This is a genomic window from Floridaenema evergladense BLCC-F167 (assembly GCF_041929205.2).
GTDB lineage: Bacteria > Cyanobacteriota > Cyanobacteriia > Cyanobacteriales > Aerosakkonemataceae > Floridanema > Floridanema evergladense.
The window spans coordinates 2,433,311-2,447,971 of record NZ_CM171625.1; the positions used below are offsets into that span (position 1 = coordinate 2,433,311).

At 39.0% G+C, this 14,661-nt stretch carries 17 protein-coding genes; 13 read left to right on the forward strand and 4 right to left on the reverse strand.

Annotated elements, in window-relative coordinates; translation table 11 throughout:
- Positions 1-52 precede the first annotated feature (52 nt).
- On the forward strand, positions 53-1,753 hold the full coding sequence (locus ACE1CA_RS11905; protein ID WP_413279058.1) for an iron uptake porin: 1,701 nt from the start codon (positions 53-55) through the stop codon (positions 1,751-1,753).
- A 12-nt stretch (positions 1,754-1,765) separates the two neighbouring features.
- Here the strand turns inward: ACE1CA_RS11905 and ACE1CA_RS11910 are convergent, their stop codons facing one another.
- On the reverse strand, positions 1,766-3,295 hold the full coding sequence (locus tag ACE1CA_RS11910) for a glycine betaine ABC transporter substrate-binding protein (protein ID WP_413279059.1): 1,530 nt from the start codon (positions 3,293-3,295) through the stop codon (positions 1,766-1,768).
- Positions 3,296-3,400: 105 nt separating this feature from the next.
- On the opposite strand from ACE1CA_RS11910, the gene ACE1CA_RS11915 reads away from it, so the two are divergent.
- Together ACE1CA_RS11915 and ACE1CA_RS11920 are read left to right on the forward strand one after the other, a co-directional pair.
- Positions 3,401-3,895, forward strand: coding sequence for a DUF427 domain-containing protein (locus ACE1CA_RS11915; protein ID WP_413279060.1), 495 nt, complete (start codon positions 3,401-3,403; stop codon positions 3,893-3,895).
- Positions 3,896-4,124: 229 nt separating this feature from the next.
- A complete protein-coding gene (locus ACE1CA_RS11920) occupies positions 4,125-6,395 on the forward strand; it encodes a DUF1796 family putative cysteine peptidase (protein ID WP_413279061.1) in 2,271 nt (756 codons plus the stop codon).
- A 72-nt stretch (positions 6,396-6,467) separates the two neighbouring features.
- Here the strand turns inward: ACE1CA_RS11920 and ACE1CA_RS11925 are convergent, their stop codons facing one another.
- Entirely contained in the window at positions 6,468-6,698 is a 231-nt protein-coding gene (locus ACE1CA_RS11925) for a type II toxin-antitoxin system HicA family toxin (protein WP_413279062.1), read from the reverse strand.
- Positions 6,699-6,700: 2 nt separating this feature from the next.
- Complete coding sequence (locus ACE1CA_RS11930; RefSeq protein WP_413279063.1) at positions 6,701-6,970, reverse strand: hypothetical protein; 270 nt, start codon at positions 6,968-6,970, stop codon at positions 6,701-6,703.
- A gap of 161 nt (positions 6,971-7,131) precedes the next feature.
- Between ACE1CA_RS11930 and ACE1CA_RS11935 the strand changes: the two genes are divergently transcribed.
- The 9 genes from ACE1CA_RS11935 to ACE1CA_RS11975 all read left to right on the forward strand — a co-directional run bounded on the left by ACE1CA_RS11935 (position 7,132) and on the right by ACE1CA_RS11975 (position 12,611).
- Entirely contained in the window at positions 7,132-7,722 is a 591-nt protein-coding gene (locus tag ACE1CA_RS11935) for a Uma2 family endonuclease (RefSeq protein WP_413279068.1), read from the forward strand.
- 24 nt (positions 7,723-7,746) lie between these two features.
- On the forward strand, positions 7,747-7,968 hold the full coding sequence (locus ACE1CA_RS11940; RefSeq protein ID WP_413279064.1) for a hypothetical protein: 222 nt from the start codon (positions 7,747-7,749) through the stop codon (positions 7,966-7,968).
- A 61-nt stretch (positions 7,969-8,029) separates the two neighbouring features.
- Positions 8,030-8,326, forward strand: a complete 297-nt coding sequence (locus tag ACE1CA_RS11945) for a DUF4258 domain-containing protein (protein WP_413279065.1) — start codon at positions 8,030-8,032, stop codon at positions 8,324-8,326.
- Positions 8,327-8,331: 5 nt separating this feature from the next.
- The gene (locus ACE1CA_RS11950) at positions 8,332-8,574 is read left to right on the forward strand and encodes a YgiT-type zinc finger protein (RefSeq protein WP_413279066.1); all 243 of its coding nucleotides are present in this window, start codon (positions 8,332-8,334) and stop codon (positions 8,572-8,574) included.
- A gap of 9 nt (positions 8,575-8,583) precedes the next feature.
- A complete protein-coding gene (locus tag ACE1CA_RS11955; protein ID WP_413279067.1) occupies positions 8,584-8,838 on the forward strand; it encodes an AAA family ATPase in 255 nt (84 codons plus the stop codon).
- A gap of 52 nt (positions 8,839-8,890) precedes the next feature.
- A complete protein-coding gene (locus ACE1CA_RS11960) occupies positions 8,891-10,003 on the forward strand; it encodes an IS630 family transposase (RefSeq protein ID WP_486517783.1) in 1,113 nt (370 codons plus the stop codon).
- Complete coding sequence (locus ACE1CA_RS11965; RefSeq protein WP_413275891.1) at positions 10,004-10,177, forward strand: hypothetical protein; 174 nt, start codon at positions 10,004-10,006, stop codon at positions 10,175-10,177.
- 79 nt (positions 10,178-10,256) lie between these two features.
- Positions 10,257-11,741, forward strand: a complete 1,485-nt coding sequence (locus ACE1CA_RS11970) for an acyl-CoA synthetase (RefSeq protein WP_413275892.1) — start codon at positions 10,257-10,259, stop codon at positions 11,739-11,741.
- A gap of 156 nt (positions 11,742-11,897) precedes the next feature.
- Positions 11,898-12,611 carry a rubrerythrin family protein gene (locus ACE1CA_RS11975; RefSeq protein ID WP_413275893.1) on the forward strand — a complete coding sequence of 238 codons (714 nt, stop codon included), beginning with the start codon at positions 11,898-11,900 and terminating at the stop codon, positions 12,609-12,611.
- Between the two features lie 52 nt (positions 12,612-12,663).
- Here ACE1CA_RS11975 and ACE1CA_RS11980 read toward each other — a convergent pair whose 3' ends face one another.
- Positions 12,664-14,004 carry a YcjF family protein gene (locus tag ACE1CA_RS11980; protein ID WP_413275894.1) on the reverse strand — a complete coding sequence of 447 codons (1,341 nt, stop codon included), beginning with the start codon at positions 14,002-14,004 and terminating at the stop codon, positions 12,664-12,666.
- Positions 14,005-14,157: 153 nt separating this feature from the next.
- On the opposite strand from ACE1CA_RS11980, the gene ACE1CA_RS11985 reads away from it, so the two are divergent.
- The gene (locus ACE1CA_RS11985; protein WP_413263548.1) at positions 14,158-14,511 is read left to right on the forward strand and encodes a Spx/MgsR family RNA polymerase-binding regulatory protein; all 354 of its coding nucleotides are present in this window, start codon (positions 14,158-14,160) and stop codon (positions 14,509-14,511) included.
- Positions 14,512-14,661 lie beyond the last annotated feature (150 nt).

The window sequence follows — 14,661 nt, forward strand, 5'->3', positions numbered from 1 at the left end:
ATTTTTACCGCTAATGGGGTTGTAAGTGTGAGGATAAGTTGTCAATAAAATCATGAAAATTTTAAATCTACCATTTTCTATTACCTTAGCGATCGCGAGTTGTAATTTACTCATCCTATCTCCAGTTCTAGCCCAAGCAAACTTCAACTCAAATCCTCTGAGAGACTCATCTTTAAATAATGCCAATGAATCACCCTTAGTCACCTATAATTCCGAATTTAAAGACGAAGAAAGTACCCTTGAGCAAATCGAAAGATTATATAGTGGCCCTCCTCCTGAACTTGACGAAAATATCGTCAATGTAAATCAGTTGTTAGATGTTACTCCTAACCATTGGGCTTATCAAGCCCTAAGAAATTTAATCGAAAAATATCGCTGTATTAGCGGTTCTCCTGAGCGAAATTTTAATGGCGATCGAGCAATGAGTCGCTATGAATTTGCCGCAGGATTAAATAGTTGTCTAACCAGTATTAGACGTTTAATTGAGAGTTTTAACAATCAATTTCCTCAAAAAGAAGACTTGCTAGTTATCGAAAGATTGCAAGCCGAATTTGCCACAGAACTGCAAAATATTACTGCCAAAGTAGACAACATAGAACAGCGAGTAGCTTTTATCGAAAAGCACCAATTTAGCCCAACTACAGTTTTACGAGGTACAGCAAATTTTAACTTAATTAGTGCTTTTGGTGACAGGAAAGCCGTTTCTCCTGGAAGTCGTTCTCAGGAAAAATTAGACGATAATTTCACTTTATCAGGAGCAGTAATACTTAACTTTGATACCAGCTTTACTGGAAAAGATAGATTGCGAACCCAACTAGTAGCCGGAAATGTCAATCCTTTTGCTAGCCGTGTCACTGGCACAGAAATGACTCGCTTACTCACAATAAATACTAACAATAATATAAGATTAGGAACCCTATTTTATGAATTTCCTCTAGGGAAGCGTGGGATTGTAGCGATCGCTCCTATTGCCGACTTTCCTACGAGGATTTTTCCAGCTTTTAATCCAGTTAATTCTATATCAAATTTTGGTGCAGAAAGTCCGATTTATTCTTTTGCTTTTGGTGGTGGTGGAGTAATTTACTACAATTTCACTGACAAGTTAGCTGGCGGTATTAGTTATTTAACTGATTCCCTTAGTAATGTGAGAGAAGGACTATTTAAGGGTCAATATACTCTCTTGAGCCAAATAAGTTATACTCCAACTGAGCAATTTGGATTTGCTTTTACTTATGGTCATTATTATGCACCCGAACCTGGTATAACTAATAATATAACGGGCAGTAAAGGTAGTGTATTCGCTCAATTTCCTTTTGGTACAAGTACAGCAACTTCCTCCAATGCTTTTGGTTTACAATTTACTTACAAAATCAGTTCCAAATTGATCTTAGGTGGTTGGGTTAGCTATTTTAATGCTAAAGCGGAAGCTTCTCCCAGCGTGAGTGGGTTAAATGGTTTTCGGGGTTCTCAAGCAGAGATTTGGAGTTGGGCATTGACGGCATTTGTAGCAGATTTAGGTAAAACAAGTTCGCAATTAAGTTTTGTTTTTGGTATGCCTCCAAAAGTGATAAATAATGATGTTTCTGGACGAGAAGATCGAGATACTTCTTTGCATTTAGAACTATCTTATCGCTACCCAATAAATGATAGAATTTTTATCATTCCAGGATTTCTTGTAGTTACAAGTCCAGAGCATAATTCTGCAAATCCTCCGATTTGGATTGGGTTGCTCCGAACTTCGTTTACATTTTAGGTTAAGCTAAAATTAAAGTTTTTTAGATTTCAGCCACTCTCGGGCAACTTCTTCAACTGGACGAGATTGCTTATCTACTTGATAATTCATTTTTTGCATTTCTTGAGTTGAAATTAACCCAGCTAATTCATTGATTACTTTTCGCAATTCTGGATATTTTTCCAGCGTTGCTTGATTAAAAACTGGGATAGCGTAATATGGAGGGAAATACTTCTTGTCATCTTCTAAAATCACTAAATCCAGCACAGGAATCAAGCCATCTGTAGCATTTGCTGCTACAAAATCTACTTGCTTTTCTTTTAAAGCTTGATACATTAATCCTAACTCCATTTGTTTCGGAGGTTTGGTAAATTTGAAGCCATAAGTCTTAATTAACCCTTCATAACCATCTTTTCTTTCCAGAAATTCATACCAAAATCCTGCTTGCCATTGGGGAGTATATTTGGCAGCTTCGGAAAGAGTTTTGATTTTTAAACGTCTAGCATCTTCTCCGCGAATAAGCATAGCGTAGGTGCTGTTAAATCCTAACGGTTTCAGGACTTCTAAATTAAATTTTTTGTCGTATTCTTGCTTGACTTTTTGATAGACAACTTCCGGGTTCTTGATTGGCTGTTGCTTTAAAATAGCTGTCAATGCTGTTCCTGTGTATTCCACATATCCGTCAATTTTACCTGCTTTTAAAGCTTCATGAGCAATAAAAGTTCCTCCTAAATTGAAGCGTCGATCGACCTTTAATTTAGTACGAGATTCGATGTGTTGAGCAAGAATTTCTCCTAAAATAAATTGTTCGGTGAAGTTTTTTCCCCCGATCGCAATTGTCGGCGCTGTTGGTCGGTTAACAAAAACAATTAATCCCAATAGCATTATAATTAATATGCCGGAAGCAATGGCAATTTGGCGACCTATTTTCCCTTTTTTTTCTCTATTTTGCGTAAGTTGTTTTTCTATCCATCCCAAGGAGAAATCTGCCCCTAAAGCAATTAAAGCAGCGGGTATGGCTCCTGCTAAAATTAATTGATTGTTAACTGAAGCAATACCGCGAAAAATGAATACTCCTAATCCACCACCACCGATCGCCGCTGCAATAGTTGCAATTCCTACACAAATAACAGTTGCTACTCTAACTCCTCCTAAAATTACTCCTAAAGCTAAGGGGATTTCTACTTGAAACAGCAATTGATTATCTGTCATTCCCATCCCTCTTCCCGCTTCTCGAATTGCAGGATCGACGCTATTAATGCCAATGTAAGTATTGCGAATCAGCGGGAGTAAAGCGTATAAAGTTAGGGCGACAATAGCCGGAGTTACACCTATTCCTCCCAGGAATGGTACAGAAATTAGGAAGCCAAAAATTGCTAAACTAGGTATGGTTTGCACGATGTTAGCAAAACCGAGAATGGGTTGAGCAAGTTTCGCTTGGCGAGTAATCAAGATTCCTAAAGGAATCCCGATCGCAGTTGCTACTGTCATGGCGATCGCTACTAAAATTAAATGTTCGCCCATGCGAAAGAGAATTTCTGAGCCATACTCAGTAAAAAACATTTTATCTCCCAATAATTTGGTTTATAATTAACAACTATATCATTTGGGAACCATCTGGTAATTGCATCGATCGCCAAACCTTATTAAATCAAGAAATTATTCACCATGAGACCACAACCAATCTCACCAAAACCCGGTCAAGAATCAGTTTGGGATTACCCTCGTCCCGCACGTTTAGAAGATACCAATAAACATTTGAAGGTAATTTGTAATGGGATTGTTTTAGCCGAAACTAACAAAGGCAAAAGAGTCTTAGAAACCAGTCATCCTCCCACCTATTACTTCCCCCCTGAAGATATTAAACTAGAACACTTAATTGCCACACCTAAAAAAGGTGTATGTGAATGGAAAGGGTATTGGCAATATTATGATGTTAGCATCGGCGATAAGTATATAAATAATGCTGCTTGGCGAGTTTTTCAGCCTACTTCCGGTTTTGAATCAATTCAACAATACTATGGATTTAATGCCAATTTAATGGATGCTTGCTATGTAAATGATGAGTTAGTCACACCCCAAGCAGGTGATTTTTATGGCGGATGGATTACATCCGATATTGTCGGCCCATTTAAAGGTGGCCCAGGTACCTGGGGATGGTAATTTGGTTTTCCTTTAACTTTGCTACAGCTGGCTAGATAAGTTAGCTAAAAATGTTACTATCAATTGCTTTGGTGTACTGCAAGACAGACGTTGATGGGTAAGTGTGATACTCTCAAAACAGTTTTGCAAACCCTTATCTTTACCAGATATGTAGTTTGTAATTCTTTTTTGAATTATCGATCGCTTCTGTCTAGCAGAGTATTTTTAAACACACCAGAGATATTATAATATGTATCGATTTCAAGTAAAGGCACACACGCAAACAGGAGACTTCATTGGCATTGTTGGTTCGACTCCTGAGTTAGGAATGTGGGACATAAACAAGTGTGTACTTTTGCAGACCAACGGCGAAAGTTATCCTTTATGGTGGACGGAAATTCAAATTGATGACTTTCCATTGTCGTTAGAGTCGCTTAATAGCCAAAAGATTAAATACAAGTATGTGCGAATTAATGCAGATGGATCTGTGCAATGGGAAGCTTTGGGGGTAAATCGTTGGATACCGATCGAATCTGACCTACCAGCAACCACAATCATAGTAGAAGATGGCTGGTTCGGTCACATTCAGCCATTTCCCTACGGATATTTTCAAGAACCTATCGCCCAAAAACCACTCAAAAAAGGCAACGAAGGTCTAAAAATCTTGGTTATTGGCAGTTCTGTAGCTTTAGGTTGCAATTCCTGGTTATTGCGCGGCTGGGCTTGGCATTTGGAAAAAGCGTTAAATGAAAAATACGGTCACATACTGGTGAATGTATCAGAATTGGGGGCTGGTGTTAGCCGGACGATCGACAGATTTCCCTTGGTAGTCGCACCAGAACAAACAGATATCGTGATTATTGCCCTTTCTCTAGGTAACGAAGGGTTAGCCCATTGTCCACCCCACCAGCGAAAAGCGGTACAACGTCATTTTGAAAGGGGATTGCAGCAACTGATCAAAATGACCAAGGAATTGGGAGCAATGCCCATTTTAGGAGGATTATACCCGAATGGGGATTACCACTCAGAACATAGTTGGCTGTTGCGCGATACGCACCATCGAATGCTGAGTTGGGGCGTTCCAGTGCTGAACTGGCTGGATGCAGTGGATGATGGGGAGGGGCGTTGGAAGCAGGGGATTTCTTCCGATGTGGCTCATCCTAATAGATTAGGACATCGCTTAATGTTTGATGAAATCGATCTGCAATTATTTGACATAGATAAAAATAAATTAATTCAAGCCAAACAACTTTCTACTCAAAAGCAGGAAGTACCTATTTATCGCGATAATTGGGGTTTCCATGTTTTCGCTTGTCCAGAAGAGAAGAGTTTGCGAATTATTAATACTTCAAAAAATACATATACGATCGCCACCTATTGGGAAGAACTGCAAGCAGCAATTCAAAGTAAAGCCGGATTGATACCGGGGATTTATATTAGTAAGAAGGCGGAAAAAGGTATACTTCCCTATTTTTGGGTGCGCGAGGATGGTGCGATCGAAACTTTAGTAAATATTCCTCCTAGTGCTGACATTGAATATAGCGCCGCTTTTAATTTCTTTACTCCAAAAGCAACAGAAATTTTATATTACGACGGACTTTTAGGATTGTGGAAAGAAAGCGACACAACTCTTCGTGTAATCAACGAATCAGACCACGAATATAACATCCATCCCATGTGGAAGGAAATCCGCAGCGTCCTAAAAGCAATGCCAGAAGGTGTTTATGAAGATTTAATTGAGCCAGAATTGCCTTTTCGCACGATGCTGATTGGCAAAGATGGATTGGAAAGTCGAGTTAAAGTACCAGCTAAATCATCAGTAATTTTTGCCTACAAGTGTAAATTATCGGATATTAGCCGAGTGGCAATTCTTCCATTAGGCGATCGCTGTGCTGCCAGAATGTTATTGTACAAAATGGAATATGATGGGCCAGCTTTTCCCTTCGATCTGACAAGAAGTACCAATCTTGGTGATGTAGCAGACATGATTGAAACTGGATTCTCTGATATGTGGAATCCTTACTTTTTGCATTACAATCATGACGAAAGGAGAATCTATCACGGCAAATGGTCGGGTTTATCTTTCGCCCATGAAGTTGAAGAAACAGACGATCCATTAAATGATATGTCTCCGGTTTATGAACGGATGCGCGTGCGTTATTCGGCGCGATCGGAACGCTTTTGGTATACGCTAAAAAAATGTGATGAAGCCTTGTTTATTCGCACAGGTATTACCGATCGCGGATACGTGATAGATTTGCTGCATAAATTAAAAGCAAAATGTGAAGGAAAACCATTCCGAGTTTTGTTGATTTCTCCCCAATCTTCCGATCAATTTGCCGGACTTCCCCATGTGTTGCATTATAATTTAGAATTTAATCCAGATAAAATGTACGATGATTTGGGATATTGGATGTATTGCACAGATGTAATGCGAGGAATTTTGGAATCCTTGGGAATAAGTAGTAAAAATTTGTTTTGGTGTCCGCCAAATCCCCCAAAAGATTGGGCGAAAGAGTGAGAGGTTTGCAGAAGAAGGAATTTTCAACCGAAATGGAGCAATTTTTACTGAATACGATTTCAGTTAAATTTGCTATATTTCGGCTAATAAGCGAAAATACTCTTCTCTGGAAATTCCCGCAGTTTTCAAATTATTACTGATAATTGAAACAGAAATTTCATCATAAGTAGGAATCACAACTGGACGTAAAATACCAGCTTTGGTGTAGGAACGATGACTTCCTTCTTGTCTAGCAAATTCAAAACCAGCAGCAAGAAATACTTTTTCTAATCGCTGCCAAGAAATGGGAGTAATTCTTGGCATATTTAAACCCCCACTGTTACAGAATGTTTTTCAATTGCCACCCATTGCGGACTTATCCACTTTCCATCTTGAAATTTGTAGCCTACTTCTTGGAGAATTTCATCTAAAGTTCCTATGTCAGCAGCAGTGACTAAAAAAAGGTGAACTGCTTCATCTAAGGCAATTCTAGCTGCTTCAGGTGTTAGTCCAGAACTCATTATATCTAGGGGCATTGCATGAGCAATAAATTGTGAGTCTTCTTTCCAGATTTGAACTGTGTAATCGATGTGCATTATTGTTAATTACTATAAGAGTTATTATTAATATAGATGATTTTGGTGAAAAGTGTTGAGCGCATTGCCTAAGAAATTACCGTTTTAATAACGAGATTCAGCAATAGTCAGTTTTTAATTTGATATACTAAAAGCATTTAATAACAAATTTGGATAAGGTTATGGATGTTTCTGCGATCGCCTTACCTCCCACTCTCAAATTAAAAATCGATTTGACTGACGAACAATATTTCCAAATGTGTCGAAAGAACCGCGATTTAAGATTTGAACGCACAGCCGAAGGAATATTACTAATTATGCCACCAACCGGAGGAGAAACTGGAAATCGCAATGCCGAATTAACTTTTCAAGTTCAAGGCTGGAGTCGTCAGAATAATCTGGGTAAAGCCTTTGATTCTAATACTGGTTTTAAACTTCCGAATGGGGCAGATAGATCTCCTGATACTTCTTGGGTAAAGATCGATCGCTGGAATACCCTAACACCCGAACAACGAGAAAAATTTATTCCCCTTTGTCCCGATTTTGTAGTTGAATTACGTTCTCCCAGCGATAGCCTAACAGAATTGCGCGAAAAAATGCAAGAATACATCGAAAATGGTGCAAGATTAGGTTGGTTAATTGACAGAAAAAACCAGCGAGTGGAAATTTATCGCCCAAATCAAGAAGTAGAAATACTAGAAAATCCTGTTACTCTTTCTGGTGAAAATGTTTTGCCTGGTTTTGTTTTGAATCTCAATCCAATTATGTCTTAATTTTAGAAGGAATTTGAAAACGAAATGGAAGACGATTTACGTCCTGAATACGACTTTACTCAAATGCAGGGGGGAGTTAGAGGAAAATATGTCGATCGATATCAATCAGGGACTAATTTAGTACTTCTAGAACCTGATGTTGCCCAAGCTTTTCCTAATGATGAGGCTGTAAATAACGCATTGAGATTGTTGATTCAGGTAGCCCAAAGCCAGCTACCCAACAGTGGTGTACAAATGACGGAATAAAACGCTGATTGTGGCGATCGCATAATTGATATTATTGGTTAGATGTCACCTGAACTAGAAAGTGTCTCGCAACGATATTGACAGCATCAAGCAGAAAATTAGACTTGGCGAATACGATATGTCAGCCCATGCAATGGAAGAAATGGCAGAGGATATGCTGACTATCTTAGATGTAGAGGAGGCTATTTTAAGTGGTCAAATTACGCGGGTTGAAAAAGACGACCCAAGAGGAACAAAATATATAGTAGTGGGGACTGCATTGGATAGACAAACACTTGTTGGAGTAGTGGGACGTTTTGCCAGCAATGGACGTTATCTCATCATCACTGTTTACGAAGTCACGGAATTAGAGGGTTAAAGTATATGTATGGATATCATTGTGAATATTGCGAAGGAACTGTTCAACCTCGAATTGTTAAGCGCGAGGCGTTTAAACATAGGGATGGGTTTGTTATTTTGGAAGATGTCACAATTGGTGTTTGTGATTGTTGTGGCAATCGGTATTATTCAGCTGATATTCTTCATGCTGTTCATGCTGTTGCAACTGGGGCAAAGAAACCTGAAAGAACAGAACAAATTCCAGTTACTCATCTAGAATCTGTGTAGAAGGAAATAATGCTAAAAATACTTGAGATAAAAGGATTACGGGGATTTGCTACAACTCAATCTATTCGATTTGCTCATCCAAGGCAAAAATTAGGTAGTGGTCTCACAATTTTAGTAGGAGCAAATAATGCAGGAAAGTCAACACTCATTGAAGCAATCAGCGCTCTAACTATAGCCCATATTCTAGATGGAAATTATAACTCATTAGTACCTGATCTGTCTGTTAAGTTTCCTAATTTCCATTTTTTTGCAATAAGCTGTTAAGCATTTAAATAGGGTAAAATGGAAAAGCCAATAGAGCCAAGTGGGTGGGGAAATGCCAGCAAAGAATCATCTGAACTTAGAACAAGTAGAGAAGCTACAAAAAGCCCTGAAAGAAGAAGAAGATGGAAATATTAGAGAAAGAATCTTGATATTACTGTTGCTAAATGATGGAAAAACTCAAGCTAAAATAGCGGAATTTGTGGGCTGTTCAATAAATAAAGTATCTTATTGGTGTGTACATGGAGACCCAGATAATCTAGAAAGCCTAGTCGATGAAAGGATGAAGGGGAATCATCAAAAAGCCACAGATAAATATAGAGAAATATTATTAAAGACAGTAGATAAAGAACCCAAAGAATTAGGATACGAATTTGGCAGATGGACGGCACAAAGGTTAGCGACATATTTAGCAGAAACGACAGGAATAAAATTAAGTGGTTCGCAAGTTAGGAGAATATTAGAGCAAAAAAAGTTCGTTTACCTCTGGGCAAAGTACAGCTTGGAGGGAAAGCGAGAACCGGAAAAAAGAAAAGCATTTAAAAAGAAAATAGCCGAATATTTAAAAATCGAAAAAGAGCATCCAGAACGTTTACAGGTATGGTTTTGGGACGAAAGCGGTTTTAGTTTAAGAGTGATGAGAAGAAAGAATTGGTGTAAGAAAGGTAGACGAAAAGAGGTGAGAGGAGAGCGAAGAAAGGGTCGGATTAATGTAATGGGAGGACTGAGGTATTCCGACAAGAAAAGGTTTGTAGAATTTCTCGATAAAAGCAATTCGGAAAGTTTTTATCAAGTGCTAAAACTGTTTTATCAAGAATTGATTGCTGAATGGGTAGCCGCTGGCAATGAAGCCAAGGAATTTGCGGAAAAAGGAGCCAAAATAGTGATAATTCTGGACAATGCTAGTTTTCCCAAAAAGGCAGAATATCTCCAGAAAATTGCCGCCGAAATGCCCAATATTCATTTAGAATTCCTCCCGAAATATAGCCCTGATTATAACTTAATTGAATTAGTTTGGCATTCAGCCAAAGAATTTATTGCCCATCGATTATTTAAATCAATAGAAGAATTAGAATATTTATTGCATAAACTTTTAAATGAAGGAGAATTAATTATTAAATGGGGGCGAAAACTTAAAAATAAAGGTAATGCTCTTATCCCTATTTAAATGCTTAACAGCTTACCAGCAGATGATGTTCGCACAAAAACTGAGCGGGTGATTAAACCTGTAACTGGTTTACTAGATGATGAAAATAAAAAAATTCGGACTGACTATGAAGATACAACACGCAAGGTATTCATTAAAGCTAACGAATACCTTGCAGCGCTTCCAGCATCCTGAAAATCCCAATGAACTCAACGGTTTGAGATCTATAAGCAATGGTATTCTTGCAATAACCAACATAAATTAATTAACTAACGTGAATCTTCCACTGATCGATCGCGCCTACCAAAACCCAAACCAAGTCGCCATTGTCGCCACTGAAGGAACTTTTACCTATCAGGATTTGCTCGAAACTTCGGCTCAAATTGCGACTAAACTTCTGGATAATACAGAAGATTTACAAGAACAGCGAGTGGCTTTTCTGATACCTTCTGGATTTCAGTATGTCGCTACACAATGGGGGATTTGGCGTGCGGGTGGAATAGCTGTACCTTTGTGTGTTTCCCACCCTAAACCTGAGTTAGATTATGTAATTGCTGATTCGGGTGCATCAATTATTATTGCACATCCAAATTTTGAAAACCTATTGCGTCCTATAGCTGAAGAACGAAATATCAGATTTATTTTAACTTCGGAAACTCTGCCCGAACAAGTTAGTTTATTGCCAAAAATTGAGCTTACCAGACGAGCTTTAATCCTTTATACAAGCGGCACAACTGGTAAACCCAAAGGCGTTGTTACTACACATAAAAATATTCAAGCGCAAGTCACTAGCTTAGTTTCTGCTTGGGGATGGACGGCGGACGATCGCATTTTGCACGTCTTACCTTTACATCACATTCATGGCATTATTAACGTCCTCACTTGCGCTTTGTGGAGTGGGGCGCAATGCCATATTTTACCTAAGTTTGATGCGGAGGTTGTTTGCGATCGCATCAGTCAGGGCGACTTAACTTTATTTATGGCTGTACCGACAATTTATGTTAAGTTAATTGCGGCTTGGGCAAAGGCTGATGGCGATCGACAAAAAAGAATTTCTGAAGGTGGCGCTAAAATGCGAGTAATGATTTCCGGCTCGGCAGCTTTACCCGTTAAAGTATTAGAAAAATGGCAAAAAATTAGCGGTCATTTTCTCCTAGAACGTTACGGAATGACTGAAATTGGCATGGGTTTATCTAACCCTTTAAAAGGTGAAAGATTGGCGGGATTTGTGGGGAAACCTTTGCCGCAAGTGGAAGTTAGATTAGTAGATGAAAGTGGGGAAATAGTCCCTCCGGGAACTCCGGGAGAAATTCAAGTAAAAGGAGAAACAGTGTTTCTGGAATATTGGCAAAAACCAGAAGCTACTACTAAAGCATTTCGCGATGGTTGGTTTTGTACGGGCGATTTTGCAGTTGTTGAAAATGATAACTATCGCATTTTAGGGCGAATTAGCGTCGATATTATAAAAACTGGCGGTTATAAAGTTTCAGCTTTAGAAATAGAGGAAGTTTTACGCACTCATTCAGATATTCAAGATTGTGCAGTTGTGGGAGTGGAAGATATGGAATGGGGTGAGAGAGTTTGTGCAGCTTTGATATTAAAATCGGGAAGTAATTTAAGTTTAGAAACTCTTAGAAGTTGGGCAAAAGAACGATTGGCTAGTTACAAAGTTCCTAGCAAAATTATAGTTGTTGAAGACTTGCCGCGCAACGCAATGGGAAAAGTAACTAAACCTAGCGTGGTGAAACTATTTCAATAAAACTTGCATTTTTTTTGGATTATATGATATTACATAAGTGCGTCAGTGTGTTGAAATTAGGAATAATTTCCAAAACTGTTGACGCATCCTACAACTGAGGAACTTGATTAAATACTTAATTGCGCGATCGATCTTAGGTATTTTGAGGAGACACTAATGGATCTTTCACAATCTAACACCGCCAAAAATTTAGAAGCTGCCTTTGGTGGCGAGTCAATGGCAAATCGCAAGTACTTGTTTTTTGCAGAAGTGACTCGGAAACTGGGGATGAGCGAACTGTCAAAATTATTCAAAGAAACAGCAAATCAAGAGACAGAACACGCTTTTGCACATTTCCGTTTGTTGCATCCTGAATTAGTTGTGGACGATCCTGCTCAGCTGAGTGAGGAACAAAAAAAGGCGATCGCTGCTCGTTGCTTAGAATTGGCGATCGAAGGAGAAACTTACGAATACACTACCATGTATCCCGGCTTTGCGGCAGAAGCAAAGGCAGATCAGGATAGCGATGCAGTCGCTGAGTTCAATGCACAAACAGAGGAATCTAAAGAGCACGCTACCATGTTCCGCACAGCAGCCAAAAATTTTGGTTTGTTAACGCACATTGAGCAACACCACGCGCAACAATACACGGAAGCGTTGGGTGCTTTAGATGGAAAAGCTGCTTTTCCCAGATCTGCAAGCGACGATGCAACTACGCAAAAATGGATTTGTCGTCAATGTTCTATGATTTACGATCCTGAAGTAGGCGATCCTGATTCAGGAATTGCTCCCGGAACTCCTTTTGCTAGTATCCCAGAAGATTGGTGTTGTCCAATTTGTGGAGCGAAAAAGAGTATGTTTGTAGTTTTTGAAGAAGTACTAGCTGCTTAGATAATAGCTGCCCAGATCCCCGACTTCTTCAAGAAGTCGGGGATCTTGAGAATTAACTATTTATTCCTTTAAATCTTTCTTTTGCTGCTTTAAAAGACTCTTTCATGACATTTTGAATTTTCTTAGGATCGGGTTTTTTCCCACCCATTAAATCCCCAAAATAAACACAAGCAGCTTCACCTAAAGACCAAGTATAAGCAGCTGCCCAAGATGCAGCAATTACGCTACCAAAAATGGGGATAAATTTAATTAATTCTCGTCCGATCGCTTGAGCTAAAAAACCACCTGCGATCGCACTGACAATCCCACCTGCTTGAGATGGCGTGATAGTTTGTCCATACAAATTTCCCAATAAACTTACCATTGAAACTTGCAAAGCAGTTAATACTGGCATAGTTGCAAAAGGCAAAGGTACTGCGGCTAAAGTAGCAGCCATTATGGAAAATGCCATTATATAACGCCGCCCGACATCTCGATAAAGATTACCTAATTTTCTGCCAGTTTCTTCTCGATCTAATAATTGATAAATGGCATGAGCTTCTGCTTCTGGGAGTAAATCTGCTAAGGCATCTCGCAACGCTTCTAAACCGTAAAATACGGGAGTGTAACCATCTTCTTCTAGAGTGAAGTCGATTTGGATGGCGCGATCGTACAATCCCGAAAAAGCAGTTTGTAAAGCCGTAAATGTGCGATTAACTTCCTCAAAATCTGGGGGATAACTCGGATGATTATCTGTACCAGACGGGTAAACTTCATGCAAACAAGTTACCGCTAACAAACAGGGAATATCGGGATACTTTTGCCGCAATTGTTCTGCAATTTGGCGTAAAGTATCAGTAGCAAAATCGTTAGTTTTAACAGTAAGAATTAAAATTTTGGCGCGATTGGTTTTTTGTAAATCTCCAATTAACTCATCAATAATTCCCTGTGTATTCTGATTAACATCTCCCAGACCTACAGTATCAGTAAAAACCAGCAACGGCAAATCCTCGGAAGGATAAACATAGCGTTGAGTATTTTGGGTGTGAGGACGAAAACCTTGACCAACAATTTCCGCAGAAACGCCTGTTAGTCCGCGCACGATCGAACTTTTTCCCGCTTGCGGTTTACCAATTAATAATGCTTCAGTTGTAGGTAATTCCGCCTGAACAGTTGCCAGAATTTCTGCTACTTGAGCCTCGCTGACACTAAATAATTCTACAATTTTTTGTGCCACTGGCTCAACAGGTAATAACTTCTTAAATTCATTCAAGCTATTACTAGTGTTGTTCCAAACCTCAGCAATACGACTTTGCCAAGACTCATCAACTGACTTTTTGGTAATATCAGCAGTCTGTTGATTCAATTGCTGAGAATCATCTGAAGGTAAATTAGTATTGTTTGGTTCTGTCATTGGCATCAAAACCGTGATTAGTTGACGACTCCATTTTGTCTCAAAACAAAGGATTGAGATTATTAAAAATAGGAGTTACACTTAATAATTCTAGACGATTAAATAAAAATTTCCGTTTCGGTAAACTCTCCCAAAATTTCGGTAATCAACACCATGACCATTCAAGTTTACGGCATTCCTAACTGCGGCACCTGTAAAAAAGCACTGCAATGGCTGTCTGATAATAATATTAAATATGATTTCATCAATACTAAAGAAAATCCTCCCTCTCGCGAGATAATTGAAAGCTGGGTGCAAACGTTGGGTTCCAAACCAATGCGAAACACTTCAGGACAATCTTACCGTGCATTGGGGGAAGTAAAACAAACTTGGACGGACGAACAATGGATAGATGCTTTTGCTAAAGATGCGATGCTACTGAAAAGACCTTTATTTGTTAAAAATGGCACAGCAGTATTAGTTGGTTTTCGGGAAAAACCGGAAATCATTAAGCAAAAGTTAGAGTAAATAACGTAAGTTGCTACTTATGAGCCCAGAAGGTTTAGATCCCCCTAAATCCCCCTTACCAAGGGGGACTTTGAATCCGCCCCTACACATTTGAAGCAATAATTTGTATAAACAAATATAATTTCGTGATTTTGGTAGGGGCGGGTTTAG